Raw genomic sequence first — 25,253 nt, forward strand, 5'->3', positions numbered from 1 at the left:
AACCCTTTATGCATTTGCCCTTAAGTTCATAAATCGAACTTCAGGAATATTGTTATTAATTGGTACTGGTTACTTATACAGTGTGTATGTGTATACAGTATTCATAAAAGAGGGATTTGGCAAGTATTTAGTTGTACTTTTTTCACACAAATTGGTGCTTTGTCAGTAACTATATAAAAGACAGTGGTTTTTTTGTGCTTTCGAATTCTGAAGGAAGTATTCATACTCCGATTAGGGTAAGATGCGCGCGAATTTTACATAGAAAACTACTGTATATAGCTGGAGGAGCGTTGAGCGCATTAATACATTTAGGCTACTTGGGGATGTTCTTATCGGCATTTTTGGCTGCCACTATATTGCCTTTTAGTTCTGAAATTGTGCTTAGTGCTTTATACAGTAGTGGGTTGAGCTGGGTGTTGTTGCTTGTTGTTGCTTCGTTAGGAAATGTACTCGGCTCGGTGGTTAATTATGCATTGGGCTTCAAGTTCGGAAAAGAAATTGCGACCGATAAGTTAAAAGTGAGCGAAGCAGCGTTTAACCGTGCAAGCTACACCTTTACAAAGTGGGGGAAGTGGAGCTTGTTTTTATGCTGGGTACCTATTATTGGCGACCCTATTACTTTAGTAGCAGGTGTACTTAGAAGCCCGTTTTGGTTTTTTATTCTCGCGGTAACGCTTAGCAAAACAGCGCGTTATGCTGCGCTGCTTTACGTGCTTGTCTAAAAGGTTTTCGACTTTAGTTTTCTCACGCCACTGCGTTTTTGTCTCTCGACTTCTTTTGGCTTTTCTTGTGATGCGTCACATACCATTGCTTCATTCTTGGGCTTATTAATAGTAGTCCAATCATCCAGTACCAAACGGGCTCTTGCCAAAACGTCTTCTGCGACCAACTGAAATGGAGTAGTGCAAGGGGCAGGATCAGGTAAACGCTGTTATGAAGCTTCTGCCACTTTCTTCCCATATTGCGCTGGATGCGCTTAAACGACGTGGCAGTGAGAGCAAAAAGAAGAAGTAACGCTGCCATGCCAACAATTATGTAGGGCCTGCTTACTATCTCGCTAGCCACTAGTGCCATATCAAGCTGGAGTTCAAACACAATGTAAGTGAGCAGATGTGCAAAGGCGTACACAAAGGTGTATACGCCAATCATACGTCTGAATTGCATCGGTTCTGGGCTTGGTAGCCATTTAGCAAGTGGGCTAAGAGTAAGCGTGAGTAAAAGAAAGTGAATTGCCCAAGTTCCAGTCTCATTAATAAGGGTATTTACAGGGTCTGGACCAAGCTGATCGGTTACCCCTGCAAAAAACAACCAGGTGATATAGCCCAATGCTAAAAGGTGAATAAGACCTTTTAGGCTGCGGCGCTGCCATACAGAGAGTCGAAATGGTTTTTTTCTTAACGGCATTAAATGAACAACTTAATAATAATGTTTAAAAACTCTAGTTAAGTGATATTGATATGAATGACTAGCTATTTGGTTGTGGCCTCATAAAGTCACAACTAGTAATAACGGGATAAGTTCATATCTTTGTATAGCGGCGCGACTTCGCTGTAACCGTTGAACATTTGGGTGTCGATGCGATTTCTGGCGAGTAGCCCACCTGTGGTTATTCTACGCTCGCTGGCCTGGCTCCACCTTGGGTGCGACACGTTTGGATTCACGTTGGCGTAAAAGCCATACTCGTTGGCGGCCAGTCGATTCCATGTGGTAGGCGGCTTCTTGTCGGTAAGGCGAATTCTCACAATAGACTTAATGCTCTTAAAACCATACTTCCACGGTACAACAAGCCTGATAGGCGCGCCGTTTTGAGGTGGCAAGGTCTTCCCGTAAAGACCAACCGACATGAGCGTTAACGGGTGCATGGCTTCGTCAAGACGCAAACCCTCTACGTAAGGGTAATCAATACCACCACCGGTAAAGCGGCTTCGTTGACCGGGCATTTGCTCAGGGTCATATAAAGTTTCAAATGCCACATATTTGGCTGACATTAATGGTTCGGCTTGTTTTAACAAAGCCCCCAACTCAAACCCAATCCAAGGCACCACCATCGACCATGCTTCAACACAGCGCAAGCGGTAAATGCGTTCTTCAAGGGGAAAACGCTTTGTTAAGGCATCGTGATCAAGCTCAATGGGGTTTTTAACCATCCCGTCAACTTTTAACGTCCATGGATTAGTTTGAAATTCAGTCGCATTTTTAGCAGGTGCATCTTTAGATGTGCCAAACTCATAGAAGTTGTTGTAGCTGGTCACTTTATCTTCAGGCGTTCGGGTTTCCGTTATTTGGAACTTAGAGGGCTGACTAAACTCAAGCGCCTTTCCTTTAAACGCTGTCTTTTCTTCCTCATCTTCCCAAAACCAACCGGCAGCACCTGCCGACTTTGCAAGTAACGTAGACGCACCTACAAAGCCCATAGATTTGAGCAATGAACGACGACTCTTGTAAACGTCTTCATTGGTTACGTCGTTATCAGTTAATTTTACTGAGGGTTTAAATGGTTTTGGCATTACGTCACCTAAGTTATGATAAGACTACGAGAACTGGTCGTTACTTCAACCGATACATTTAGCTACGTTAATGTAACGAGTAAGTTCAACATAATAAAAAAGACCGAGAGTACGGTCTTTTCATTTCAATTAATTTGGAAAAACAAAACAATCTACATATGCAGACTATCTTGAATACCGCCTTGTTTAGGTGAAAAGATATTACTGTATAGGCGAGATGCGAATTCATCGGTCATACCCGATATATAGTCGGCGAGAACGCGCATACCATTGCCGCTCTCACAGGCCTTACGCCAGCGAACTTGGGTGTTTTCGGGAAGTAAGCGGTCGGGATCTGATGCAAAGGCTTCAAAAAGTTCCATAACTACCAGCTGTCCCTTGTATTCTAATAGCTGTACATCGGGGCGGCGTATTACTTTGTTAAATACAAAGCGTTTGAAAAGCTCTAGGGCTTGTGCAAATTGCTCAGGCATCACGGCGTTGAACGCAAGTAACGGGTGAGCGAACCCCTCCACGCCTTTTATTTCAATAGCCGTGATAAAGCTATTAACCAGCGCACCTATGGCATTTTTTCTTTCGTGATGTGCTGCGCTAAATAGTTTGTTGGTTAACTCTTCTATATTATTTGACAGCCAAGGTACATCTAGCGCTTTAAGCGGCGTGGTTACATCTTCGACAAAGTGATGCTTGTCGACCATATCCATTACAATGGCATCTTCTAAGTCGTGAATGCCATAGGCGATATCGTCAGACAGCTCCATAATTGAGCAGTCGAACGATTTAAACTGCGTTTTGCTGTGCGCATTCGGTTTTGCAGTAAACTGCATATACGCATCTTTATCTTCATTGCTAAATGGCGCAAGTAGCCAGTCGAATAGGGGCTCATCGCAGCGAAACAGACCTTTTGGCGGATGCCAGTCGTGGGCCTTTACCTGACGAAGTGAAACAGGGCGCTCGGGCGTAGCTTCTTTACAATGAAGGGCATCGATAAAGTTTGGATATTTAACCAAGCCTAACACGCTTCTTCTACATAAATTCATGCCGTGTTCGGCGGTATAGGGCTCTAGCTGAGTGATGATCCTAAAGGTTTGTCCGTTTCCTTCAAACCCGCCGTATTGGTGCATCATGTAATTAAGGGCAATTTCACCACCATGGCCGAATGGGGGATGACCAATATCGTGAGCCAAGCAAAGGGTTTCGATTAACGTAGGATCAAGCGCTAACGTCGTCGCAATATCTGGAAATTTCACCCAAAGCTGAGCAGTAATACCGGTGCCAATTTGGGCGGCTTCTAGAGAGTGGGTTAGTCGAGTGCGATAGAAGTCGCTCAGCCCCACACCGAGCACTTGGGTTTTTGCCTGCAATCTGCGAAAGGCAGCGCTGTGAAGAACACGCGCTTTATCACGTTGATACGGATTGCGATGATCGCCGTCTCTTGTTTCGCTACGGGGTAAACGACGCTCGTGTAATGCTAATTCCCAATCGCTTGTTGCCAAAAAAACCTCGCTGCCTTGCTGTGTGTGCTACTTCTATTCGTCAGTATAGTGATTTAAGCGCTGTTTATCGCCTTGCTCACATATCGTCTTGCGTAATTTCATCAAGACTTAAAGAAAAGCTTGGTACGTAACGCGTTAAGAAGTAGTCCACCTCTTCAGAATGATACTCTTTAAGGGTTTTATCTAATCGTTTCTTAGCCAGCTTGAACTCTTGGTTACCAGCAGCTAATTCTTCAAGCGTTTTTAGGTAAGCGCAAAGCACGTCTGCTGCTTTCACAATAAAAGCTTCTTCTTCGCTGTGGTAGTGATGATCAATCAGTGCCGCATAGTCTTCTCGAAATGCCTCTGGCGCCATTTCAATGAGCTTGTTCTCTGCAATTTTTTCGATCTTTTTGTATTCTTCTTTAATCGCAGGGTTGAAGTATTTTACTGGAGTAGGCAGGTCTCCGGTGAGCACCTCGGACACATCGTGAAATATTGCCATGGTAGCAATACGATCAGGGTTTAGTGCGCCGCCAAAAAACTTATTTTTTATTAAGGCAAGCGCATGGGCAACCATGGCCACCTGCAAACTGTGCTCCTGCACATTTTCTGTGCGCACATTGTGCATCAGCGGCCAGCGATTAATAAGCTTTAGGCGCGCCAGGTGCGCAAAAAAGTGACTTTTGTCAGACACGTTACGCCCCCTGTTTATACGTTCTAAAGAAGTTGCCAATACGATGCAGTGCAGGCACCAATACATCGCTGTGCGGTAAAAATACTAATCGAAAGTAAGTACCTTCCGTCAGGTTAAACGCGCGACCGTGTACCAGCAGAATTTTTTCAGAGCTTAATAAATCCAGCACCATTTGTTCGTCGTTTTGAATGTTGAATTTCTTCTCATCCACTTTGGCGAAACAATACATGGCACCTTTAGGTTTAACGCACGAAATACCGTCAATGCCGTTTAGCATATCTGTAGTCACGTCGCGCTGAATGCGAAGGCGCCCGTTTTCTTTCACCAAGTCGTCAATGCTTTGATAGCCGCCTAACGCTGTTTGAATAGCGCTTTGACAAGGTACGTTAGCGCACATACGCATGGAAGATAGAATATTGAGCCCATCAATATAGTCCGACGCCAAGCGTTTATTGCCGCTAACAACAAGCCAGCCAGAGCGAAAGCCCGCCACGCGATAGTTTTTGCTTAACCCGCCGAAGGTAACAAAAAATACGTCATCAGCGAGTGACGCAATACTGGTGTGCTGGGCTTCATCGTATAAAATTTTGTCGTAAATCTCGTCGCTAAATACGACTAAGCCATGCTCGCGGGCTACTTCAACTACGTCTTGTAGAAGGGCTTTGTCGTACACAGCACCTGTAGGGTTATTGGGATTAATCAGTACAATCGCGCGAGTTTTGCTGGTGATTTTACTTTTTATATCGTCAATGTCTGGGAACCAGCCTGCTTGCTCATCGCAACGGTAATGTACAGGCGAACCTGACGATAGGCTAACTGCGGCCGTCCAAAGCGGGTAGTCAGGGCTTGGAATTAGCACTTCATCGCCATGATTAAGTAGCGCCTGCATCGCCATCATGATTAACTCAGATACGCCATTACCAATATAAACATCGTCTACACGGATGTCTTTAATGTTGCGCTGTTGGTAGTACTGCATCACGGCCACGCGGGCGGCATAAATTCCTGTCGAGTCTGAATATCCTTGAGACGTAGGCAGGTTATGAATAACGTCTTTTACAATATCGTCAGGGGCTTCAAATCCAAATGGGGCAGGGTTACCGATATTCAGCTTTAATATGCGGTGTCCTTCGTCTTCCATTTTGCGTGCTTGCGCAGCGATTGGGCCTCTAATGTCGTAACAAACGTTATCTAATTTATGTGAGCGAGATACAGTTTTCATGGTCTATCTGGTTGATTTACATACCCTGAGGTTATCGCAATACAAAGCCATATGCGATGGCCTTTTTGCAGTATTTCCCCTTTAAGTACGACTTTTTTCACCAAGTGGCTATTTATTGACCACATAACGAGATGAATGATCCGCTTGTCACTTAAGTATAAAATTTATGTTAATAGCTTGTGAACTTTTCATTCAGCGCCTATCGTAGTAGTAAGGCGTGTATAAAAAACGCGTTAGTAACAAACAGGCTAACAAGCAGAGGTGATAAGAATATGTCGCACCATTTCAAAGAAACACCAGAGAATGCGATCACGCAAAGCGGTATAGCGCGTGTTATTCCATGTAAAGAGTTAGACGTTGGCGATCCAATAAAGTGGTTGTCATTGGCATTACGAGACGCTATGCGCGCGCCGGGACTCACATTGTTTTATGGCGTTCTTTTCGCGGTTATTCCGTGGTTCATTATGTACTTGGTTGAAATGACAGGTTGGCACTTAGTTATTTTACCCGCCATTGTTTGCTTTATGTTGATAGGGCCGTTTCTGGCTGCTGGTCTTTATGATGTAAGCTGGGAAATGGAGAAAGGCCATAAGCCCACATTGCGCCATTCGCTGCGCGCAATGCGCAGAAATGCGTTTAACGAATGGGGCTTTGCTATTTTGCTTATGGTGATGATGATATTTTGGCTGCGTGTGGCATCGCTAATCCATGCACTTTATCCACCATATATAGAGAACGACTTGGAAAGCTTACTACCGTTTCTAGCGCTGGGCACAATCGTCGGTGCGGGTTTTACACTGGCAATGCTATTTATTACGGCGTTTACTCAACCTATTTTAATGGAGCGTAAGGTAGATCTTGCAACTGCAGTGCTTACCAGTGTGAATGCAGTGTGGTTGAATAAGGTACCCATGCTCATTTGGGGAGCGATTATTTTTACCACAGTAGCAATTGGCTATGTGACCGGTTTCGTGGGTTTTATCGTGCTCATGCCGATTATCGGCTATGCATCGTGGCACGCTTATATTGATGCAATTGAGACTAAGCGCGAACGTAAATATGAATAATTCACTTCGTTTTCTGTAATTAAATTACGAAAAAATGTATTTTTCAGCGCAATAAATACGCTTATTTGCCATTTGTTTTGTTAAAATTACAGTTTTAAAGCCCCGAAAGGGGCTTTTTTATACTTAAGTCTTATACTTCTTTCTTCCTATAAACATAGTGGCTAGATATATTAGTAATATGCAATTTATGTTATGCCAAATAATTCAATGGGTTAGCATGGTAACAACAGTGTAACAACTTGATTTACTAAGCATTTACCCAGGTTACACAATCATTCAACAGAAAAAATTTTATTCTTGATGCATAAATAAAGGGCGTTGAGCAAATTGTTGATTCATTCAACTCTGCTCAACTTAACTTGAGAGTTTGCCACAAACTTGCACAGCACCCTTAACCACACATTGAGGATTTTAAAATGAAACTATCTAACCTACTTAAAGTTTTTGCAGCTACTGCGACTGTCGCTTTTAGCATCAATGCAAATGCAGCCGCAGAGTCCAAAGACATTCGCTTCGTAGGCGAAACCCAGTTTGCAGGCTTTTGTAAAGCGATTATCAACGATGACGTAAGAGTACTTCGTTCAAGCCTTTCACGTAACGTAGGTCGTATTGGCGCTAGCCAGCGTGAAGTATTGCGCATGGTAACGTCCGAGGAAGGCCTAACATGTAATGGAAGTAGCCTAATTAAGTTTTCTGAAGAGCGTCACGCTGATGCGGTACATGAATACCTAACGTCGCGTAGCTAAGGCATTGACTGCGGTTACCATTAGTCCAGAAAAAGCGGGCTAGCTTGCACTCATCGTCAATCACGTTGACGTAAATGGTGAAAACTAGACCCGCTCTTTGTCTTATTTTTGCTTTAATATGCGCCTTAATTGGCGATTTTAATATATGTGGCTACACGCGCTCTACTGTTTTTAAACAAACGCTGCGTTTTAAACCTAAGCTTTAGCAATAACACATAGGCAAGAGGAACTAAGAATAAACTGGTTAGCGTTGAGAACACCAGCCCACCAATGATCGCTATCGCCATCGGTGAGTAGGGAGGACCGTCGCCGCCTATTCGAGTACTCCCCATCGCAAGTGGAATAAGCCCTAAAACCGTTGTGGCTACTGTCATCAGAATAGGCCTAATGCGTGTCATACATCCTTCAATCACTGCGTCATACAGCGACAGACCTTCATTAATGAGCTGATTAATTCTGTCCACCAATACGATGCCATTGTTAACCACAATACCCATCAGGATCAGCATGCCAATCATCCCCATGATAGACATAGATGTACCTGTCACCATAAATGCCCAAAACACACCGGTGAACGAAAATAACAGCGAAGTGATCACAGACGTTGGAAGTATCAGCGATTCAAACAATGCAGCCATTACAACGTATATCATGCAAAGTGCCAGCAGCATATTCATTTGCATTACGGCATTGGCTTCATTCTGGCGAGAGAAGCTGCCGTCAAGCGTCCACTTGTAGCCTGTCGGCAATTCGATATTAGCTAATGCTTGTTCTATGCGTTCACGAGCTTGTTCGGTGGTGGTTTCACCCGCTAGATTTGCACCAATAGCTAGCGCCGTTTGACGATAGTTGCGGTTAATTTGCGAAAGCTGTGGCACCACAGAGAAATCTGCAATCATGTTCAGCGTTACCGATTGACCCTGCGTAAACCCAATATTGATGTTCTTAAGTTCGCTTAGCGAAGCTTGAATATCGCTGCCAAACTTAAGCTGCACTGCGACTTCTCCGGCGTCACCATAGCGGAATGTACGTAAATTACTGCCTCGTAGTGCCGTAGAGATAAGTTTAGCCACATCGTTTACTTGTATGCCAAAGCGGTTTGCTTTCTCTCTGTCTATGCGTATTTGAACCTCATCGCGGGTAGACCCCGTGTCGGCTTTTACATCCTCCAGCCCTTCTACAGCAGAAAGAATAGGAACTATTTGCTCTGAAATGTTTAGCAAGGTTTCGGACGATTCACCCAACAGCGTAACTCTTACGCCACCGCCGTTGCCGCTATCCCATTGGAAGGAGGGGCGAGCACGCACAAATGAAGGCATGTTTTCACGAATATCCTCCTTAATCTTTCCTACACTTACGGGCAGTTCGTCATTAAGCGTAATACCGCTTACTGCATGGCCGGCAGTAAAATAAGTATAAACCTGTTTAATATGAAAACGTTCTTGGTTTTCATAAAGGTAAGCTTCCATTCTATCTACGGTTTTTTCCACTTCTTCAAGCGTAAAATTCTGCGTTACGTGATAGTTAAGCCAAATACGTTCCTGGTTGTTATTACCCTCATCGTCAGACGTAACTACCTGCATGGGTACAATTGTCGATGCAAGTAGCAATAGAGCAATTACACAGGTTGCGCCTTGGTGCTTCAACATCCAGTTAAGTGCGCGGCCATAGCCTTTGATATATGTTGGCGTTTTAGGCGCTTTTACTACGGGAATTTTTACCTTTGTTGTCAGTAGTGGGATAAGAGTTTTAGCTATGAAAAGCGATGCGAAAAGAGATATACAGATAGCCACAGCAACGTGCTCTAAGAAAATAGTCACGTCTATTTTTACCCCAATAATATTGGGTAAAAACACAATTGCCGTAGTAGCAGTTCCGGCAATAACGGCAAGGCTGACTTTATTTACACCAATTTGGGTGGCCCGCTTAATATCTCCCTCTTGTTGGCGTTCTTGAAATACGCTTTCAGTGATAACAACTGCGTTGTCTACCAGCATGCCTACCGCCAACATCAGGCCCATAAGGGATAGAATGTTGAGGGTATAACCCAATAGATACATTACGCCTAAGGCAATACAGATAGAAAACGGTACAGAAAGCACGACGATTAAGGTGGTGGTAAGCTGGCGCAAAAATAAGTACAGCACAATAACTGAAAGCAACGCACCTAAAAGACCTGCGTTTAGCAAATCGCTCAGCGACGAAGTCACGCTTTTCGCGGTGTCGTCCATCACAAATAAACTAATGCCTGTAAACTCAGGGTCTTCCTTGGCTTTTTCGATAACCTTCATTACCGCGTCGGAAACTTCTACAAGATTGCTGCCCGATTCGCGAAATACGTTAAAGCCTACCGCAAAGGTGCGATCTAAATGGCGTCCTTCGTTGCGTTGAGGAAGCTCATAAGTCACGCTGGCAATATCAGACAAGCGAACGCTGCGGGTAACCCACATGTTTTTAAAATCGTTTACATCGGTAAATTCGCCAGTTGGGTTAACCAGAATTTTTTCACCGTTATTGTACATGTAGCCCGCGGTGAGCGAGAAGTTGGCGTTTTGAAGCTGTTGCTCTAAGCGTGTACCGTCTATTTGGTAGGCCGCCATTTTCTTAGGATCTAAACGAATAGTGATTTGGCGCTTCACGGTGCCGTATAGCTCAACTTTTGATACACCCGGAACACGCTCTAGCGGACGCTTAAGGTTACGCTCAAGCAAGTCGTAAGCATTCGATAAATCGCGGTCGCTCGATACGCGCAGCTGGAATATAGGCATATCGTTTGTGTTGAACTTATACACCATGATCCGCTCTACATCGTCAGGAAGTTCATGGCGAATAGCATCAATCTTTTCCCGCGCCTCAATGCTTTTAGCTTTAAGGTTTTCATCCCAGTCGAACTCCACAATGACCTCAGCCATATTGTCGTACGAGCGGGCCCTTAAGCGCTTTATCCCCGACATGGTAGCAACGGCCTCTTCAACCGGACGGGTTATCATCGTTTCAATCTCAACTGGCGTTGCATCAGGGTAGGGGATCTGCACTACCATTTCTGGAATATCAATCCCAGGGAACTTTTCAAGGGGTAACAGGCGTCCAGATACAATGCCGAAAAGCAACATAGACAAAAACAGCATTCCAATGGTAACGGGCTTGTTTAGCGCAAAGCGTGCAAGCCCAGCGCCTATACCTGCAATTTTTGAAAGGTGCGGCTGTGAAGCTATGTCTGTCTCGCATTGACTCGGTTCACGTGTTTGGCGCTTGTCAGTATGGGTTTCAGAACTGTTATTAGCGTTGTTAAAAGGTGTACTCATAGTACACCTCCTTTCGACATTGCTGCTTCGTCACCAAAGCCCGCATTAGTATTAACAGACGTTTTCTGCGCAACGTTTTTCTTCACGTCGAACAGGCTGTAAAGCACTGGCAGTAAAATGAGGGTAAGCAAGCTTGCAAACAGAAGGCCGTAAATAACGGTGATGGCCATTGGCGTGCGAATTTCAGCACCTTTACCAAAACCAAACGCCATAGGCAATAACCCCAACACCGTAGTGAGTGTAGTCATCACAATAGGGCGCAGGCGAGTCTTTGCAGCATCTAAAATAGCGGTGTCTTTATCTACTCCTTGACGGCGTAACTGATTTATACGGTCAACTAATACAATAGCGTTGTTCACTACGATGCCGCACAGCATAATCAAACCGATAAATACCACCACGTTAAGCGGCGTATTGGTAAGCCACAACCCGTACACAGAACCTGCACCGGCTAGCGGCACGGCGAACAAAATAAGCAGTGGGTGCAACAACGACTCAAACTGTGACGCCATAACCAAATACACCATAAACACGGCAAGTGCCAGGGCAAACTGTAGGGAACGGAAGCTGCTTTGCATGTCTTCACTTTGCCCGGTTACTGTTGCACTTAATGACAAAGGAAGCTGGGTTTCATCAATGACTTTATTAGCAACGGCAACTGCTTCATCAAGCTTACCTTTGGCTAAGTTTGCCGATACCAATGCTACACGCTGCTGTCCAACGCGGGTGATCTCGCTAGGACCTACACTTATATATACGTCTGCAACGGCACTTAATGGAATAGGTTGTGCAGAGCCTGGGTTAACAACAATGGCACGTACGCTGGCGATGTCATCTCGCTGGTTTTCTTGGGTTCTTACCAGCACATCCACCTTTCTGTCTTCAACACTATACTGTGTGGCGACACGGCCACCTACTTTGGCCGCAATAAGCTGAGAAACGGTTGATGCATCAAGCTCAAGGCGAGCAAGTTTTGCGTGATGGAAGGCTATTTTAAGCTCTGGGTTTCCGTCACGAATGCTGGTCGTTACGTCTGCAAAATTATTAAAACTGGCTAGTTTGGTCGCAATAGCGTCGCCATACTGTTGTAACTGATTTAGGTCGTAACCCGCAATTTCAATTTGAATAGGCGATGCAAAGCTAAATAGCTCTGGCTCTGAAAACGTTGCCTGAACCTGAGGTTTAAACGCTAAATGATCACGAAGCGCACGCTTCACATCGCCCATATCGCCAGCCGTCGCCGTAGGCTGCATAACAATGTTTAAGCGGCCCCAATGATCACCACCCTGATTAGGCGCGGCGCTTATAAGACTGCCCGTACCAGACATGGCATACGTGCGAAGCACCTTGGTTTCGCCGCCATCATTGTTATTCACTGCAACCGCAGCAAGCTCGCTGATAATAGCGTCGGTACGCGCTAGTGGCGAACCCGCAGGAAGGGTCACTTCTACCGAAAATTCTCCTTGTGACAGGGTAGGAATAAGTTCCATACCTAGTTTTGGTACCAGCATTATCGCGCCAGCAGCAAGAATAAAGGCAGTAGCTAACACCAGCGCTTTGGCTTTAAGACTTACGCGCAGCAGTTTTTCATAAGCAGAAGCGAGAAGGTCAAACCCTTTGTTAAATACCCAGATAAGTGGTTTAAAGGCAACGCTTAATAACTTGCTGACGATATGCCATGCACCTATCACCAAGGTGACCAAGGCTGCAGGTAAAAATACAAAGATAAGTCTGAATACCCAACGAATTGGCAGGGTAACGTAATACATAACTTTGCCAAACGTTGACGTAGGGGGGGTAGGCGCTGGTGTAGTGAACACCTCTTCGTGATCTAGCTGTTGCTTTTTCTTCTTATGTGCCATTGCAGGGATAAGTGTGAGTGCAACAACAAGCGATGCAGCTAAAGCGAACGACACAGTCAACGCTTGGTCTTTAAACAGCTGACCTGCAATACCTTCTACAAATATCAGCGGCACAAACACGGCCATAGTGGTCAGTGTCGAAGCCACAATTGCGCCAGAGACTTCTTTTGTTCCTTCGCTGGCGGCAGATGCATCAGTGTCTGTGGCTTCTGCCGTCGTTTTTTCATTAGCTGTAGCGTTATCACTTCCAGCCATTTTTAACTTCTTATGACGATCGATATTTTCAAGCACAACAATGCTGTTATCTACTAATAATCCAACAGCCAGCGCGATACCACCTAAGCTCATCATGTTTAAGCTTATGTCGTTGGCATACATTAGATTAAAGGTGGCAATTACTGATACCGGAATAGAAACCGAGATTATAACGGTAGCCCAGAAGTCTTTAAGAAAAAGGTACAGCACCAACATGGCTAAAATACCGCCCATCACTGCCGCTGATTTTACGTTATCTATAGCTTGCTTGATGAACACACTTTGGTCATAAATTTCGCTAAGCGTGTAGTTAGAAGGCAGGTTGGTGTTGACCTCATTTAACCGGCTAGCCACTTTTTGCGCAACGTTAACGGCGTTAGCATCGCCTTCTTTATAAATGGCAATTTCAATGCCTTCATTGCCGTTAAAGCGCGTTACCACATCACGATCTTTATAAGCACTTTCAACCGTTGCCACGTCTTTAAGTTGAATGTTTCTGCCTTCAAAACGCCCAATGAAGAGGTTTTCTATATCGCTTAGCGTTTCAAACTGATTTAAGGTTCTGACCAAAAACGCCTGGGCTGCGTTATCAATTCGACCGCCCGCCGCGTTAATGTTTTCGGCACTGACCCGGTCAACAATGCGGGTAATAGGAATAGACAGCTGACTGGCTTTCTGCTGGTCGATAAGAATGTGAATCTCGTTTTCTAAACCACCGCCAACGCGCACGGCTGCCACACCCTCTACTGACTCTAGCGCGCGTTTTACTTGCTGTTCGGCATATAATCGTAATCGCTTCATTTGCGCTACGCTTAAACTTGACGTATCGCTTTGTGCCGTCAGCCCCAGTTTAATTACCGGGTCTAAACTTGGGTTAAAACGAAGGAGCCTTGGCTTTTCTATATCAAGGGGAAGCTGTAATACATCAAGTTTCTCGCGCACTTCTAAGCTCGCGAAATCCATGTCAGTACCCCATGCAAATGAAAGCACTACGTCAGACTGGCCTGCACGCGATGTGGACGTGACTTTACGTACACCTTTTACTACGCCGATGGCCTCTTCAATGGGTTTTGAAACCAGTTGTTCTACTTCGCCTGGCGCTGCACCATCGTAGCCGGTGCGAATGGTGAGAGTAGGGTAAGATAGGTCAGGCAGTAGGTTAACCGACAGTCTGCCTAACGACACCATACCAAAAAGCAATACCGCAAAAGTGAACATACTAACGGCAACAGGGCGCTTTACAGCAATATCTACAATACGCATTGTGTGAGTTCCTTGTTAGGCCGAATTAGCTGTTAACTACTTCAACAGGGGCGCTGTCTTTCAAGTTTTGGTGGCCTGCGGTAACCACTTCTTCATTACCATTTAAACCATTGGTAACTTCGATGACTTCGTTGTTTTCAAAGCCAGTAGAAATGTTCACTTTTTTAACTTTGCCGTTATCGACAACGAATACGCTATGGCTATTGTCAATAGTAACTAAGGCTCTGCGGGGTAAAAGGGTGGCGTTGGCGTGGGTGGCATATTCAAGAGATACATCGGTAAACATGCCGGCTTTAAGCTGGTTGCCTTCGTTTGGTACTTTTAAAGTTACTTTAAACGTGCCGGTGGTCGCATCAATGACCGGGCTTATACGTTCAACGCTCGCGGTGATACTTCTGTCGCCTAAAGCCGCCACGGTAAGCATTGCACCTTGTCCAATCACTACGTTAGGTAGCTCATTTTCAGGCAGGTACACAATGCCTTGAAGATTGCGCTGTTGAACGATATGAAACATCCTTTCCCGCTGGAAAGATTCAGTAAGGTTACCAACTTTGGCATTCCTTTCTGCAATGTATCCATCAATTGGTGCCGTGATCGTTGCTTCTTTCAAATCAAGTTCAGCCAAGCGTACAGATGCTTTTGCTGATTCAAATTGCGAAGTGAGCTTGTCGTAAGTGTCATCGCTGATAAGCTTTTTAGAATAGACTTTGTTGACCTTTTCTAGTTCGCTTTCAATACCAGCTAAATCAGCCTGTGCTTTTGATAAGTTCAGCTCGTAACGGCGCTTATCTAGCTGTGCCAGGACCTGGCCTTTTTCAACATAATCTCCTTCTTCTACGAAGATTTCTTCGATAATTCCAGATGCTCGCGCAACCACAAAAGCTTCTTCACGGGCTTCTAAAATAGCGGTTGTATCGTAAGTGGACGTAATGTCGCCGGTAACAATGGTTTGAGTTTCAACAGGAATAGCAAAAACGGTTTCTTCAACTTCAGTGGTATTGGCTTGGTCGTTAATGGCATCAGCATTAGAACATGCTGTTATCGAGAGAGTGAGGGCAACAATACCGCTTCCAACAAGTAATTTGAGTGATGTTGGCGAAAACGGTAATAAAGAACGTATTGGTGCAAAAGAGGTGTTGCTGTGCGTTGTAGTTTCCATGGTCAATAACCCTAACGTAATTGTCGTTATATAATAATGACCACATACAGCAGCTAATATGCCAAAGATGTTAACTAATGTTAATTGCTAATTATTTCAATAATTTACGAGTGTAAAAAGCAGTTTCAACGAAAAAGCCAACCCAAGTGGTTGGCCTTTTCTACTAATGCTTAGCGAGAATTGCTAATAAGCGGTGAGTTCTACAATAGTCTATTAAACCAAAGTATAGCTTGTGGTGATTTCAACATTACCCGTTAGCATTAGCATGACGGAACAGTATTTTTCTGCAGAAAGCTGCACCGCACGGGCAAGAGCTTTTTCGCTAATCCCGTCACCTGACACCGTGTAATGGGCGTGAATTTTAGTAAATACACGAGGCGGCTCTTCAGCACGCTCAGCTTCCAATTCACAATTGCAAGCTTCAATGTTAAAGCGACCTTTTTTAAGAATGTCTACCACGTCAACGCTTGAACACGCACCCACCGCTAGCAACACTGATTCCATTGGAGATACAGCTTTACCGCTGCCGTCCATCACTGTTTTATAGCCGCTGTCTGTTGTACCTGTAAAAGTTAAATCTTGATCCCAAGAAACACGTGCTTTCATTGTTTGTCCTAATGTCGTAAGAATAATAAAGGAAGCTGCAAGGCAGGTTAATTTAGCGCTTCAATGCAGCTGTGACATGTGCGTTTATTTGTTAAGGCGAATTGCATCAGGGCTAAGCGTGATTTTCTTTTGCTTATATAACGCCCCTAACGCTTTTTTATACGCTGCTTTACTTACGTTAAAATGAGAGTAAATGGCTTCTGGCGCACTCTTATCTGTTAGCGTTGAAATCCCACCATGAGCGTCTAAGTCATCCAAAATGGCTTGTTGAAGTGCATCACGGCCACCTTTGTCTACGCGCTGAAGGGCTACGTCAACTTTTCCATCGTCACGAATTGTTTTGATTACACCCTCAGTTGCCTGCCCGACTTTAAGCGGCTTGAAGGCATCGCTGTGGAAAATTAGCCCTAAGCTTTTTTCATTGATAACCACCTTAAAACCTAAATCAGTTTTGGCATAAACTAAGCATTCCACCGTATCGCCTTCATTAAGGTAGGCACTAGTTTCCTTTAGAAAATAGTGAAGCTTAGTAGCACCTAAAATACGCTGGGTTTTATCATCAAAAAAGGTGTGAACAACATAGTACATACCTGGGTTAACAGGTTGGGCTTGGTAATCGTTGGGCATTAACAGATCGTTGTCTAAGCCCCAGTCGAAGAATGCACCAAAATTTGTAGCAGAAACTGCTTTAAGTACCTTAGTTTCACCAACTTGAATCAGAGGTTTCTTCATGGTGGCATAGAGATCGCCGCGCTGATCTGTGGCTACAAATACGTTTACCTGTTGGCCTTCGGTAAGTGAAGTCTCTACTTCGTCAATCGCGAGGGTAACAGTTTGCAGCTCTTCAGCATCATCTATTTCTATTACGCTGTCGTTTTCGTCGTTGATTTCGACAAGTGGCGCTAAAGCGTAGCCAAAAGGGTATTGGGCTACCACGCGTAATGTATTAATTTTTCCAATATTTATCATCAGCACTGACTTTTTAAAAAGAACAGGTAACATGATACTGGAATGAGGGTAAGAGCTAAACCATTATGAAGTTAAATTGCGATTTAGGTGAAAGTTTCGGCGCGTGGTCAATGCCGGTGGAATCGGCCATCATGGCAGAAATTGATCAGGCAAACATTGCGTGCGGTTTTCATGCGGGTGACCCGTTAGTGATGAAGCAGGCTATTTTGTTGGCCAAACAACATGATGTGGCCATAGGTGCCCATCCCGCCTATCCAGACTTACAGGGATTTGGCCGCAGAAGTATGGCGATTGCCGCTGATGAACTTAGCGCTATGATTCAATATCAAGTAAGCGCGTTAAGTGGAATGGCAAAAATTTGCGAAGCTAAAGTGAGCTATGTGAAACCTCATGGTGCGCTTTACAATGACATGATGAAAGATACAGCTGTCATGGGCACAGTCATGCAAAGCATAGCGGAAATAAATATGCAGTCTTCAGATTCGCCCCTTGCGTTAATGGTTCAGGCTACTTCGCACAATGGAGCGCTTAAAGACGCTGCGAAAGAGTGGGGGCTGCCGTTGTTTTTTGAGGCGTTTTCAGACAGGCGTTATACCGATGAAGGTTTGCTACAATCTCGCTTGATCGAAGGTGCCGTGTTAAGCGAGAGCGACGCATTGCTTCAAGCTAAACAACTTATATCATCGGGAACAGTAACGACAGCCTCGGGAGCAAAACTAGCAGTAGAAGCGGATTCTCTGTGTGTACATGGTGATACTAAAGGGGCGGTGAATATTGCAAAGAAAATCAGAACATTTCTATAAACCTGCCTCATAAAAAACACATTTTACAAGAACAATACAAGAGGCTGTTACCCATTGTTGTGCTGAGAGTGGTATATCTAAAACCAGGTACTCAGAACCAAGCACTGACAGCCGTTTAAATAACAAGGACAGTAGATGCAAGCTTTCGGTCGTATTAAACGAATAGTTACAGCAAGCGCAGACGCCATCATCTTGTATTTTGAAGGCGCAAATTTGGATGACGCGAATAATGCCTGTCATTGCATGCTGGCAGCGATAGATAGCAAAAAGAAAAGCAATTCATGGCGTTGGCTGCGCGAGTGCGTGCCTTCCTATGACAGCCTATTGATTATTTTTGATATGGCATTAATTGATAGCCACGGTGTATACCGTGCCTTAAGTAATCTAAGCGCTGAAGAGATGAGCCTGCAATCATTCTCTTTGCAGGCAAAAGAGAATGAAAGTAGTGCCGTGATTGAAATTCCTGTGTGGTACGGCGCGCCTAATGCCAGTGATTTAAGTGTAGTGAGCAAGAAAACCTCATTGTCTATTGAAGAAGTTATCGAATTACACACCAGTACAACGTATAAAGTTTTCGCAGTAGGGTTTTCTCCGGGTTTCGCCTATATGGGCGATATTCCAGAAGCGCTCAGCTGTGCGCGGCTAGGTACACCGCGTAAACGGGTTCCAAAAGGAGCGGTCGCAATTGCTGATAGGCAAACCGCTGTTTACCCCAGTGAATCACCCGGAGGCTGGAACCTATTGGGGCTCACGGCATTTGATATGCTCATTCACAGCGACGAACAAAGTGAATCGCGATTAAAAGCAGGGGATGTGGTTAAGTTTGTTTCGGTTACTGAACAAGAATACAAAGCAGGATTGCAGGTTGAACGATGAGAATTGAAGTACTCAACAAAGGACTGTTTAGCCTTATCATTGATAGCGGACGGGTAGGGCGACAACGGGATGGTTTTTGTGAATCAGGCCCCATGGATAGTAACGCCTATGATTGGGCCAATTTTCTTGCCTTCAATTTAGATGGCACGCCTTGCATTGAAGCCATTGGCGAAATGCAATTGCAGGTAAATGAAGATTGTATAATTGCTGTTACCGGAAGGGAGGCCACACTCGATGTAGATGGAAACGCTAAAGCAACATACCAGAGCCAACATGTACCGGCAGGCGCAACTATTACGTTTGGCAGCGCTCTACTTGGTAGCAAAGCCTATTTGGCAATAGGTGGAAATTGGCACGTGCCAAAAGCGGTAGGGAGTGCATGTACGGTAGTACGCGAACAACTTGGTGGGTTGGATGGTAAGGGATGCGCGTTAAAAGACGGCGATTGCATCGACATTTCAGCTAACAGCAGAATTAAAAGCACCGCTAGAATGCGCACTCTCTCGCGGCAGCACATAGACAACTATGGTTTTTTAGAGTCTATTCGGGTTATTCCCGGGTATCAGTTTTCGAGTTTTAGCGCTGTTGCTTTACGCACGTTTGAAACAAGCAGCTATACGGTTTCATCGTCTATAGACCGAATGGGGTTTAGGCTTACCGGCGAATCAGTTTCCGCCGAAATAGAAAACATGCGTTCTGAGGCAATACATTTAGGTGCAATTCAGGTGCCTGGTGACGGGCAGCCAATTGTGATGATGCGTGACAGGCAAACATTGGGGGGCTACCCTAAACTTGGCTGTGTAAGCCCCTGTGATATAAGTCGCTTGGCCCAAGCCGTGCCAGGTGAAAAAGTGAATTTCGTATTTCAAAACGAAGAAGAAGCAAGGGCAGACTGGCTATTAATGACAAGTAGACGTCGCCGATTACAAGGAGAAATATTGTGACGATTGCGTTTTTAAACGGTGAGTATATGCCTCTTTCTGAGGCTAAGATTTCTCCAATGGATAGAGGTTTTCTTTTTGGTGACGGTATTTATGAAGTTATCCCTACCTATTCTGGTAAGGCAGTAGGGTTTAAAGGCCACACCTCACGGATGTCGCAAGGACTTGATGCTATAGAAATCACCAATCCGTATTCAGGCGATGAGTGGCAAACCATTTTGTCCAGCTTAATTGAGAAAAACAAAGTGTTTATTGAAAGTGGAAATATAGGCGTTTATTTCCATGTGAGTCGAGGCACCGATACAAAACGTTTTCATGCATACCCCAAGAATATTGCGCCTACAGTATTTGGCTTTGCTTTTGAAATAGCGCCACCTCAGCCTACTGCTAAAACTGATGCTAAGCCTTTCAAAGTTGCGCTTCAACAGGATAAAAGATGGCAGCGCTGCCATATTAAATCTACTTCCTTGTTAGGTAACGTTATGCACTATCAAGCAGGTGTCGATGCTGGTGTTAACGAAACTATTTTGTACAACAGTGAAGGCATGATAACTGAGGCAAGTTCGTGCAACGTATTTATGGTGAAAGACGGGTGTATATCTACGCCGCCCCTGAACCATGAATTGCTCCCCGGTATTACTCGCGCCATTGCTATAGAGGCATTCAAACAAGCTGGGTTGGTGGTGACAGAAACCTGGTTTAGTAAAGATGATTTGCTAGCTGCCGATGAGGTTTGGTTAACGTCGTCAAGCAAAGAAGTTGCCCCAGTAGTTGAAGTAGAGGGCAAGAAGATAGGCTCTGGAGAAGTAGGCGATATATGGGAAAAGGCAATCAGTGCCTACCATGCCTATAAGTTTCAAGCGTAATAAACTGAAAAGGCCCGCTTAACGAAGCGGGCCTTTTACTAAACAAAAATTGCTTTTTAATCAGGAGCGTTGTCGCAATTACCGTCAGTACATTCGCCATACAGGTAAAGGCTGTGGTGAGTAAGCTTCATTTTATGCTGCTTAGCAATCATCTCTTGACGTTCTTCGATAATCTCATCTTCAAACTCGATCACTTTGCCACACTTCAGACACACAAGGTGGTCGTGATGATCTTTATGGCTAATTTCAAATACCGACTTCCCACCTTCAAAGTGGTGGCGGTTCAAAATACCTGCATCATCGAATTGGTTTAACACTCGGTAAACTGTAGCAAGGCCAATTTCTTCACCTTGTTCAATTAGGATCTTATATACGTCTTCAGCGCTGATGTGTTGGTTTTCTGGCTCTTGCAGAATTTGTAAAATTTTAAGGCGAGGCAGAGTGACTTTAAGCCCTGCTTTTTTCAATTCTTTATTTTGATCCATTACAGCCTACTAAGAACGAGTGAATAAGTGTTTGGTGGTTATTATAGGTAAGTTGAAACAATTTAAAAGCAAAACCGTGGAATCTTTGTCTTCTCGTTGAAAATTTGCCCAAGACGCTAATTGCAAAAAATATTGTACTTAAGTAGGGGCCTTACATCATGTGGCCTGACCAGAATGTAAGTACTCGATTTATCGAACAAATAAGTAAAATAAATAAAACTTTTGATGTATTGAATTAACATCCTGTTAAACTAAACTTAAAGAGTTTAATTCTTTTCGTAGTTTTTAGCATGTATTTAAGTGGAAGTACCCATGCGGTTGACAATAATAAATAAAATCACTTTAGGCTTCGGCTTATTTGGCTGCTTACTATTACTCACAAGTATCCTTTCTTATTTTGGTTTAAGCGGTATTAAGGACTCTGCACAAGATGTTGTAGAGCAAAAAATGCCAGTACAGACCAGTATGGTAAAAGTTAAAACCGAAATACTGTCTTTATCGGTGATTACGGCCAATGGTTACCACGTAGGAAGTCGAGACGAACTAGAAAGCAACAAGCAAACATTCGATACATTGTCATCGACCTTTTCTAACGATTTGTCGCGATTAAAGTCTCTCATGCCGAAAAACGCAATAGCTAAGAATGCTGTTGAAGTAAGTTCGAGCTACGTGAGTGAAAGCAATGAAATGTACATTGCGATTAACAAGAGAATGAATATAGAGAGCGCGCTTGCTACGCAACTTGAAAAAGTACTTATGACAGCAGACGAGGCTAGTGCATTGATGCTAGACCTTTCTTATCTCGATAGCAGTGATCCGAGTCTTGATACGCTTATTGGCGCAGGTACAGCCATTGATAATAAGCTACTGACAATGAACGACTCATTTATCGAGTTGGCCGAATCTAGCGACGCCACGCAAAGCGCCAATATTATTGAAGATCTCGAATATCAGTTAAGTAATCTGCAGGTAGATAAGGATTATGTGAACCGTTTGGCTACAGGTGTAGATGATGGCGGTACTATCGAGGCGTTTAACGAGCAATACGACTTATTGCTGGAAGCAGTAAATGGTTCAAATGGTCTGATCGCGTTACAGCGACAGAAACTCGCTGAAGTCGAAAATGCGGTGCAAGCACAAAAACGGGCAAATCAGGCATTAGACACCGCCATTGCCGATATAAATAAGTTGTTTGATACCGTTCAAAATCAGTCCCTTGAAGGCCAGAATGCGATACTTGAGTCGGTGCAAGAAAACTTGGTTCGCAATATTATAGTTGCTGCGATAGGGCTTACCGCTGCTATCTTTCTAGCGGTGATTGTAACGCGCAGTATTTCAAAGCCGCTAGCGCATATAAACAAAGGGTTAAGCCAGTTAAGCCAAGGGGATTTGAGTACTAAATTACCTGAAGAGGGCAACGATGAGTTTTCTGCTCTTTCAGCAAAAGTTAACAGCTTAACGGACAGCCTTAGAGAACTGGTGGGTAATATCCTAGAGCAGGAAAAACGGTTAATTGAAATCACCAAAAAAAGTGTTGAGCTTGGTAACAAAAGTTTGTCTGAAGTGGATAAACAGCGAGAGCAAGTTACGGTTACCTCCACTAATACAAAGAATGTTCAAGACAAAAGCCGTAGCAACCTTGAGCAAATTAATGAAGCGATGGATGCATTACGTACTATTACCAGACAAAGTACTGACATTGGTCAACTGGTTCAAAAAAGTAGTGAGCAAGTTAGCAACCAAGCAAGGCAGGCAGAGTCTTCAGCTCAGGTTATTGGACGTTTAGATGATAACTCTAGAAACATCGGCAGTATTTTGGACGTAATCAAAACCATAGCAGAGCAAACTAATTTGTTGGCGCTAAACGCCGCTATTGAGGCTGCGAGAGCTGGTGAACAGGGCAGGGGCTTTGCAGTTGTTGCAGATGAAGTGCGAACACTAGCAAATCGAACGCACGACTCTACAGAAGAAATCGAGCAAATGATTGGTAACTTGCAAAAAGATGCAGCGCAAGCTGTGAAAGCCATTAATGCAGGTCGTGAGCAAGCGCAAGAAGGTGTAGATATAACCCAGCAGGTTTCTCAGCAAGTTGAAAGTATCAGAGAAATCATTGAACGGTTGAGTGACATTAACGAACATATTGTTGAAGATACAGAGCAACAAGATGTGTTACTTGGTGACGTAGCAACAAGCTTAAACCGCATTGTAGCCCTTGCTGATTCAAGTGCACAGAGCACTAGACAGTCGAACGAATCAACCATGATGCTAGATGCGCAGACAGAAAGCTTAAGGAAGGCGGTAGAGCGATTTCGGCTTTAGCTCATCTAATGGCGCTTAAGAATTAAACGAAAATTGAAAGGGTGCTTTGGTACAATAAAAAACCGCTCCATTGGAGCGGTTTTCTTCATTTGATAGCTACTTGTTGATAGCGACCTAGGCAGTGTCTAGGCGAGCTCTGCCAAGCAAAGCTCGTCATGAATCTGCTTGCACCATGCTTTAACACGAGAGTCTGTTAATTCTGGCTGACGGTCTTCATCGATACCAAGACCAACAAAGTGATTATCGTCCGCCATGCCTTTAGATGCTTCAAAGTCGTAGCCTTCAGTAGACCATTGACCCACAAGGATAGCACCTTTGGCTTCCACAATGTCTCGTACCATGCCCATAGCGTCTAGGAAGTATTCTGCATAATCCTCCTGGTCACCACAGCCAAAAATAGCAACTAGCTTGTCGTTAAAGTCAATTTGCTCAAGTTCAGGAAAGAAGTCATCCCAGTCACACTGTGCTTCGCCGTAGTACCACGTAGGGATACCGAAGATAAGCAAATCAAACTCGGCGATGTCTTCCTTACTGCTCTTGGCAATATCTTTTACATCAATTAGCTGTTTACCCAATTCCTTCTGGATCATTTTCGCAACATGTTCGGTGTTACCCGTGTCACTTCCGAAAAATAGGCCAACGCTTGCCATATCTAACCTCTATTAATCGTTACTAATTAAACGCCTGTGCTTAGCCAAAACCATTCAATAATGCCTTTCGCAAGAAATCCTAACGCACCTAAACCTAGCACGCCATAGGTGACCACTCGTCCAATAAGTGGTACATCGTTCTTACGCAGTACATCGTGTACAGCAAAACCCATCAACCCAAAAAGAATAGACAAGCCGCCGTACAGCATAATGGACTCAATGAGTTCGTAATTTTCTGCAAGCATAGTGTTGTTACTTAAAAAAATCTGGCGCAACTATACCACAGTATGTACGCCTGTAAGAGCCTAAAACGTTCAAAAATATGTAATAATAGTCATTCTCATCCTAATGGACGAGAAATGTTCCACTTTATGACGATTTGTTAAGCGTTCTCTCTACAATACCATTAAATATCGCTGGCTTTTCCGCGTGTAGCCAGTGTCCCGTACCTTCAATAACATGCGCCTTCGCATTCGGAAAGTAGCGAGCTATCGCATCTCGATAGGCCGATGTAATGTAGTCGGACTCGCTGCCCTTAATAAATAAGGTTACGCCATCGAACGTTTGATTTGTTTGTTCCCAATCAATAATGTGCGAGTAACTTTTCATTAGCCCGCTCACGTTGAAGCGCCACTTCCATGCTCCGTTTTCGTCTTGATACAGGCTTTTTAAAAGAAACTGTCTAACGCCCATTTCTTTAACGTGAGCAGTCATTTGCTTCTCGGCGTCCTTCCTACTCTCAATGGTATCCAAAGAAACAGAATTCAACCCATCAAATACCGTTTGGTGGCTGTGCTCATAACTCACAGGGGCAATATCAGCTACGATTAATTGTGTGATATTTTCGTTGTGATTTAAGGCGAGTTTCATTGCAACCTTTCCGCCAAGGGAATGACCCAATACAGCGCTTTTTTCAATATTTAAAGATTGCATAATGTCGTAAATTGCGTCCGCGGCATCTGACATAGAAAAACTATCAGTCCACGGTGACTCACCGTGATCTGGGAGATCTACGCTTACAATATTATAAGCTGATTCAAAGTGCCGCTTTACAACGGCTAAATTATCCGCGTTGCCAAAAAGTCCATGGATTAAAATTAACCATGGTGATGACGAATCTCGCTTTGAAAGTTTATAATTTAACTTCACGACTTATTTACCTATAAATAATTGTCTGCTA

Annotated in this window: 22 protein-coding genes; 8 read left to right on the forward strand and 14 right to left on the reverse strand. The window is 44.1% G+C overall.

Translation table 11 applies throughout. The annotated features are described in order from the left end of the window. Nucleotides 1–323 precede the first annotated feature (323 nt). Nucleotides 324–722, forward strand: coding sequence for a YqaA family protein (locus V7R55_RS14585; protein WP_014998633.1), 399 nt, complete (start codon nucleotides 324–326; stop codon nucleotides 720–722). A 22-nt stretch (nucleotides 723–744) separates the two neighbouring features. Here the strand turns inward: V7R55_RS14585 and V7R55_RS14590 are convergent, their stop codons facing one another. The 5 genes from V7R55_RS14590 to V7R55_RS14610 form a co-directional block, all read right to left on the reverse strand. Continuing rightward, nucleotides 745–1,404, reverse strand: coding sequence for a sulfite oxidase heme-binding subunit YedZ (locus V7R55_RS14590; protein ID WP_334060029.1), 660 nt, complete (start codon nucleotides 1,402–1,404; stop codon nucleotides 745–747). A gap of 95 nt (nucleotides 1,405–1,499) precedes the next feature. Next, nucleotides 1,500–2,507, reverse strand: coding sequence for a protein-methionine-sulfoxide reductase catalytic subunit MsrP (gene msrP, locus V7R55_RS14595; protein ID WP_334060030.1), 1,008 nt, complete (start codon nucleotides 2,505–2,507; stop codon nucleotides 1,500–1,502). Between the two features lie 152 nt (nucleotides 2,508–2,659). Continuing rightward, entirely contained in the window at nucleotides 2,660–4,003 is a 1,344-nt protein-coding gene (locus tag V7R55_RS14600; RefSeq protein WP_334060031.1) for an anti-phage deoxyguanosine triphosphatase, read from the reverse strand. A 76-nt stretch (nucleotides 4,004–4,079) separates the two neighbouring features. Beyond that, nucleotides 4,080–4,679 (reverse strand): 5'-deoxynucleotidase, encoded by a 600-nt coding sequence (gene yfbR / locus V7R55_RS14605; protein ID WP_334060032.1) that lies wholly within the window; start codon nucleotides 4,677–4,679, stop codon nucleotides 4,080–4,082. Between the two features lies 1 nt (nucleotide 4,680). Then, nucleotides 4,681–5,901 (reverse strand): pyridoxal phosphate-dependent aminotransferase, encoded by a 1,221-nt coding sequence (locus V7R55_RS14610; RefSeq protein ID WP_334060033.1) that lies wholly within the window; start codon nucleotides 5,899–5,901, stop codon nucleotides 4,681–4,683. A gap of 272 nt (nucleotides 5,902–6,173) precedes the next feature. Here V7R55_RS14610 and V7R55_RS14615 point away from each other — a divergent pair, with 272 nt between their 5' ends. After that, a complete protein-coding gene (locus V7R55_RS14615; protein WP_334060034.1) occupies nucleotides 6,174–6,968 on the forward strand; it encodes a DUF2189 domain-containing protein in 795 nt (264 codons plus the stop codon). A gap of 416 nt (nucleotides 6,969–7,384) precedes the next feature. Next, nucleotides 7,385–7,714, forward strand: coding sequence for a DUF3718 domain-containing protein (locus V7R55_RS14620; protein ID WP_014979515.1), 330 nt, complete (start codon nucleotides 7,385–7,387; stop codon nucleotides 7,712–7,714). Between the two features lie 125 nt (nucleotides 7,715–7,839). Here the strand turns inward: V7R55_RS14620 and V7R55_RS14625 are convergent, their stop codons facing one another. The 5 genes from V7R55_RS14625 to V7R55_RS14645 all read right to left on the reverse strand — a co-directional run bounded on the left by V7R55_RS14625 (nucleotide 7,840) and on the right by V7R55_RS14645 (nucleotide 17,133). Continuing rightward, nucleotides 7,840–11,019, reverse strand: a complete 3,180-nt coding sequence (locus V7R55_RS14625) for an efflux RND transporter permease subunit (protein WP_334060035.1) — start codon at nucleotides 11,017–11,019, stop codon at nucleotides 7,840–7,842. Continuing rightward, a complete protein-coding gene (locus V7R55_RS14630) occupies nucleotides 11,016–14,399 on the reverse strand; it encodes an efflux RND transporter permease subunit (protein ID WP_334060036.1) in 3,384 nt (1,127 codons plus the stop codon). Before V7R55_RS14630 ends, V7R55_RS14625 begins: the two co-directional genes overlap by 4 nt. Before the next feature lie 25 nt (nucleotides 14,400–14,424). Then, nucleotides 14,425–15,558 (reverse strand): efflux RND transporter periplasmic adaptor subunit, encoded by a 1,134-nt coding sequence (locus V7R55_RS14635; protein WP_334060037.1) that lies wholly within the window; start codon nucleotides 15,556–15,558, stop codon nucleotides 14,425–14,427. A gap of 213 nt (nucleotides 15,559–15,771) precedes the next feature. After that, nucleotides 15,772–16,164, reverse strand: a complete 393-nt coding sequence (locus V7R55_RS14640) for an OsmC family protein (protein ID WP_334060039.1) — start codon at nucleotides 16,162–16,164, stop codon at nucleotides 15,772–15,774. Between the two features lie 84 nt (nucleotides 16,165–16,248). Beyond that, nucleotides 16,249–17,133, reverse strand: a complete 885-nt coding sequence (locus V7R55_RS14645) for a CvfB family protein (RefSeq protein ID WP_334060040.1) — start codon at nucleotides 17,131–17,133, stop codon at nucleotides 16,249–16,251. 65 nt (nucleotides 17,134–17,198) lie between these two features. On the opposite strand from V7R55_RS14645, the gene V7R55_RS14650 reads away from it, so the two are divergent. The 4 genes from V7R55_RS14650 (at nucleotide 17,199) to V7R55_RS14665 (ending at nucleotide 20,619) form a co-directional block, all read left to right on the forward strand. Beyond that, nucleotides 17,199–17,936: a 5-oxoprolinase subunit PxpA gene (locus V7R55_RS14650; RefSeq protein WP_334060041.1), complete on the forward strand. Its 738-nt coding sequence runs from the start codon at nucleotides 17,199–17,201 to the stop codon at nucleotides 17,934–17,936. Nucleotides 17,937–18,071: 135 nt separating this feature from the next. Further along, the gene (locus V7R55_RS14655; RefSeq protein ID WP_334060042.1) at nucleotides 18,072–18,812 is read left to right on the forward strand and encodes a 5-oxoprolinase subunit B family protein; all 741 of its coding nucleotides are present in this window, start codon (nucleotides 18,072–18,074) and stop codon (nucleotides 18,810–18,812) included. Beyond that, complete coding sequence (locus tag V7R55_RS14660) at nucleotides 18,809–19,756, forward strand: biotin-dependent carboxyltransferase family protein (protein WP_334060043.1); 948 nt, start codon at nucleotides 18,809–18,811, stop codon at nucleotides 19,754–19,756. Before V7R55_RS14655 ends, V7R55_RS14660 begins: the two co-directional genes overlap by 4 nt. Further along, nucleotides 19,753–20,619 (forward strand): D-amino acid aminotransferase, encoded by an 867-nt coding sequence (locus V7R55_RS14665; RefSeq protein WP_334060044.1) that lies wholly within the window; start codon nucleotides 19,753–19,755, stop codon nucleotides 20,617–20,619. Before V7R55_RS14660 ends, V7R55_RS14665 begins: the two co-directional genes overlap by 4 nt. Nucleotides 20,620–20,675: 56 nt before the next feature. Here the strand turns inward: V7R55_RS14665 and fur are convergent, their stop codons facing one another. Further along, a complete protein-coding gene (fur, locus tag V7R55_RS14670) occupies nucleotides 20,676–21,104 on the reverse strand; it encodes a ferric iron uptake transcriptional regulator (RefSeq protein WP_136782749.1) in 429 nt (142 codons plus the stop codon). Nucleotides 21,105–21,416: 312 nt separating this feature from the next. Here fur and V7R55_RS14675 point away from each other — a divergent pair, with 312 nt between their 5' ends. Further along, a complete protein-coding gene (locus V7R55_RS14675; protein WP_334060045.1) occupies nucleotides 21,417–23,423 on the forward strand; it encodes a methyl-accepting chemotaxis protein in 2,007 nt (668 codons plus the stop codon). 125 nt (nucleotides 23,424–23,548) lie between these two features. Here the strand turns inward: V7R55_RS14675 and fldA are convergent, their stop codons facing one another. The 3 genes from fldA to V7R55_RS14690 form a co-directional block, all read right to left on the reverse strand. Beyond that, entirely contained in the window at nucleotides 23,549–24,073 is a 525-nt protein-coding gene (gene fldA / locus V7R55_RS14680) for a flavodoxin FldA (RefSeq protein ID WP_014949739.1), read from the reverse strand. Between the two features lie 26 nt (nucleotides 24,074–24,099). After that, nucleotides 24,100–24,318, reverse strand: a complete 219-nt coding sequence (locus V7R55_RS14685; RefSeq protein ID WP_012519093.1) for a DUF2788 domain-containing protein — start codon at nucleotides 24,316–24,318, stop codon at nucleotides 24,100–24,102. A gap of 124 nt (nucleotides 24,319–24,442) precedes the next feature. Beyond that, a complete protein-coding gene (locus tag V7R55_RS14690) occupies nucleotides 24,443–25,222 on the reverse strand; it encodes an alpha/beta fold hydrolase (RefSeq protein WP_334060046.1) in 780 nt (259 codons plus the stop codon). Nucleotides 25,223–25,253: the final 31 nt, after the last annotated feature.

The organism is Alteromonas sp. S005, assembly GCF_036864475.1.
Taxonomy (GTDB): Bacteria; Pseudomonadota; Gammaproteobacteria; order Enterobacterales; family Alteromonadaceae; genus Alteromonas.